This window comes from Halochromatium salexigens (assembly GCF_016653295.1).
Taxonomy (GTDB): Bacteria; Pseudomonadota; Gammaproteobacteria; order Chromatiales; family Chromatiaceae; genus Lamprobacter; species Lamprobacter salexigens.
Window position 1 is genome coordinate 1 of the sequence record NZ_NHSF01000050.1, and the last position, 3,024, is coordinate 3,024.

Below are 3,024 nucleotides of genomic sequence, written 5' to 3' on the forward strand. Positions count from 1 at the left end.
CCGTCGAGACGCAGGCTCCGGGCGAGCGGTGAGCCTCAGTGTTACCAGGTTCTGGGCTGAAAGCGCGCGTCGTTGCGGATCTCGATCGCCTGCCCGGATTGGGCGAGCACGAACAGCCCCTTGCGGTAGGCGAAGCGACTGACCTGGTCGGGCACGACCATGCCGGCCACGGCGCCCAGGAGCTGATACGCCCGGTTTCCCGAAACAGTGCCCAAACTTCTTCAGCTGGTGTCGCCATTGCGAGGGTCTCCGTTGTTGATCGATCGCTGGTCTCGACGCCGAATCGCGCCAAGCGTGATGCGGCCAAGCTAGACTAGCGCGCATCAAGGCGCAAGGCGCGGCCCGCGAGCGTCCGAGCCGCCAGCGAACGAATGCTGAACGAGCTGACACGACTATGCACCGTCAACGCCTCCCCATCGGCATCCAAACCTTGCGCGAGATCCGCGAGGACGACCATTACTACGTCGATAAGACCGGCTACGCGCTGCGGCTGATCGAGGAGGGCAAGTATTACTTCCTGTCCCGTCCACGGCGTTTCGGCAAGAGCCTGTTTCTGGACACGCTCGCCGAGTTGTTCAGTGGCAACCAGGCGTTGTTTTCAGGGCTGGAAGCCGATGCGCGCTGGGATTGGTCGCGCATTTATCCGGTGATTCGGTTTAGCTTCGGCGGCGGGGTGGTCGGCACCCGCGCCGAGCTGGAGGCCAAGATCCGCGAGCAGCTCGCGCTCAACCAAGCGGCGCTCGGTATTCGCTGCGAACAGCCGACCAGTGATGGTGCCTTCGCCGAGCTGATCCGCAAGGCCCACGCTAAGACTGGCGAGCGCGTGGTGGTGCTGGTCGATGAGTACGATAAGCCGATCCTGGATAATCTGCGCGATCCCGACACCGCGCGCGTGCTGCGCGACGGGCTGCGCAATCTCTACTCGGTGATCAAGGACTCCGATGCGCATATCCGCTTCGCCTTCCTCACCGGTGTGAGCAAGTTCAGCAAGGTGAGCCTGTTCTCGGGGCTGAACAATCTCCGGGACATCACCGTGGATGCGCGCTACTCGGCCCTGTGCGGGTATACCGAGGCCGATCTGGACGCCGTCTTCGCGCCCGAGCTTGAGGGCTTGGACCGCGCGCAGATCCGCGCCTGGTACAACGGCTACAACTGGCTTGGCGAGGCGGTCTACAACCCCTTTGATCTGCTGCTGTTGTTTGATGCGCGCGTATTTCGCGCCTGGTGGTTCGAGACCGGCACGCCGACCTTTCTGGTCGATGTGCTCACCGAGCGTGGCTTCTTTACGCCCAACCTGGCCAAGCTGCGCGCGGACGAGACGCTGCTCTCGGCGTTCGACATCGATCATCTGGCGACCGAGGCGTTGCTTTGGCAAACCGGCTATCTGACCTTCACCGGCGCTCGGCAGATCGGCGCGCGTTGGGAATATCGCCTGAGTTACCCGAATCTCGAGGTCAGCGCCGCGCTGAACGACAGCCTGTCGAAAGCGCTGATCGGCAATCCTGGGCAGGCGAGCGAGTTGACGAGTCGCCTGTACGACCTCTTGCTGGCGGGCGAGCTCCAGGCGTTGCGTCAGCATGTCGAAAGCCTGTTCGCGGCGATTCCGCATGCCTGGCACGATAATAACCCGATTGCGCGTTACGAAGGCTATTACGCCAGCGTCTTCTACAGTCACTTCGCCGCACTCGGGCTCGATCTGGTGCCGGAGGATGCCAGCCACCATGGGCGGCTCGATCTGCGCCTGCGTTTCAATGGCGCCATCTGGTTGTTCGAGTTCAAGGTGGTAGAGATCGCCCCCGAAGGGGCTGCGTTGGCGCAGATCAAGGCGCGCGGCTATGCCGAGAAATATCGCGCCGAGGGGCTGCCGATCCATCTGATCGGCATCGAATTCAGCCGCGAACAGCGCGGGGTGGTGGCGTTCGAGATCGAGACGCTGGTTTGAGCGTTGTTAAGCGTTGGGTTCGCGGAGGATATCGATCAGCCTGGTGTCGAGACAGGAGCGCATGAAGGCGTTCATTGCGGCTTGATCGCCGGAGGCGTAAAAATCGAGCATCAATTGATTGAACTCGAGTTGACGGCGCGCGGGCAGATTGATGGCCGGGTATCCGCTATCGAGTAACAGGCCATTCATCATCAAGCGGCCCAAGCGCTTGTTGACATCATAAAAAAACTGCGTGCGCGCCATTTCCAAGAAAACGAAGATCGCACGGTCGTAAATATCCTCGAGCAAGCCCGCCTGTTCGATCATGCGCTCGAACAAATGGGGCAGGTCGGTGTGCTTGGGCGGGAGCCAATCGGTACCAGCGATCGTCACGCCGCCAGAACGGAATGCTCCCCAGGCGAGCGCCTCTTCTTTTGCGGCGATGCCATGCAGGGTGCAGGCGACATCGCGGCTGAGTGCAAAGGTTCTCTCGCGCAGCGAGGCGAACAGATGGTCCCAGGCCTTACCCTGGTTGAGCACGACTTGCTGATCGCTGACTTTGTGCCCGCCCACGGTAATGCCCTCCAGCAGCGTTTGAACTTCTGGTAGCGTGAACGGGATGCCTTCGAGATTCACCGCGTCACAGACGAAGACCGCGACTTCACGCCGCGCTAACATCAGGGCCTTGTCCCGCTGGGGTCGCATCCCCCAATGTGTCTCCGTTGCTGGAACCATCACGACATTATGCACCATAAACGTCTCCCCATCGGCATCCAAACCCTGCGCGAGATCCGCGAGGACGACCATTACTACGTCGATAAGACCGGCTACGCGCTGCGGCTGATCGAGGAGGGTAAGTATTACTTCCTGTCGCGTCCACGGCGTTTCGGTAAGAGCCTGTTTCTGGATACGCTCGCCGAGCTGTTCAGTGGCAACCAGGCGTTGTTTTCAGGGCTGGAAGCCGATGGGCGCTGGGATCAGGGCAATCGCATCAACATATTAGCGGATACTGTTAGACGCTCCATCCTACATCTCCGATGATCCCCGCTCTTTGTTTTGACGGTTGGGGGATGTCAGCCATGGGCGACCTGAGTGTAGAACGA

3 protein-coding genes are annotated in these 3,024 nt (G+C 60.9%); 2 read left to right on the plus strand and 1 reads right to left on the minus strand.

Annotated features, from left to right (window positions below; translation table 11 throughout):
- Positions 1-394: 394 nt before the first annotated feature.
- On the plus strand, positions 395-1,942 hold the full coding sequence (locus tag CCR82_RS07210) for a PD-(D/E)XK nuclease domain-containing ATP-binding protein (RefSeq protein ID WP_201244723.1): 1,548 nt from the start codon (positions 395-397) through the stop codon (positions 1,940-1,942).
- 6 nt (positions 1,943-1,948) lie between these two features.
- Here the strand turns inward: CCR82_RS07210 and CCR82_RS07215 are convergent, their stop codons facing one another.
- Positions 1,949-2,674, minus strand: coding sequence for a Fic family protein (locus CCR82_RS07215; RefSeq protein ID WP_201244724.1), 726 nt, complete (start codon positions 2,672-2,674; stop codon positions 1,949-1,951).
- Between CCR82_RS07215 and CCR82_RS07220 the strand changes: the two genes are divergently transcribed.
- Complete coding sequence (locus CCR82_RS07220; protein WP_276570550.1) at positions 2,666-2,962, plus strand: AAA family ATPase; 297 nt, start codon at positions 2,666-2,668, stop codon at positions 2,960-2,962. The two genes, CCR82_RS07215 and CCR82_RS07220, sit on opposite strands and share 9 nt — an antisense overlap.
- The last annotated feature ends 62 nt before the right edge of the window (positions 2,963-3,024 follow it).

What these genes read in the sequence shown, in the direction of transcription:
- CCR82_RS07210 (WP_201244723.1), top strand. Translation starts at nt 395, where the DNA reads ATGCACCGTCAACGCCTCCCCATCGGCATCCAAACCTTGCGCGAGATC.
- CCR82_RS07220 (WP_276570550.1), top strand. Translation starts at nt 2,666, where the DNA reads ATGCACCATAAACGTCTCCCCATCGGCATCCAAACCCTGCGCGAGATC.
- CCR82_RS07215 (WP_201244724.1), bottom strand. Translation starts at nt 2,674, where the DNA reads ATGGTGCATAATGTCGTGATGGTTCCAGCAACGGAGACACATTGGGGG.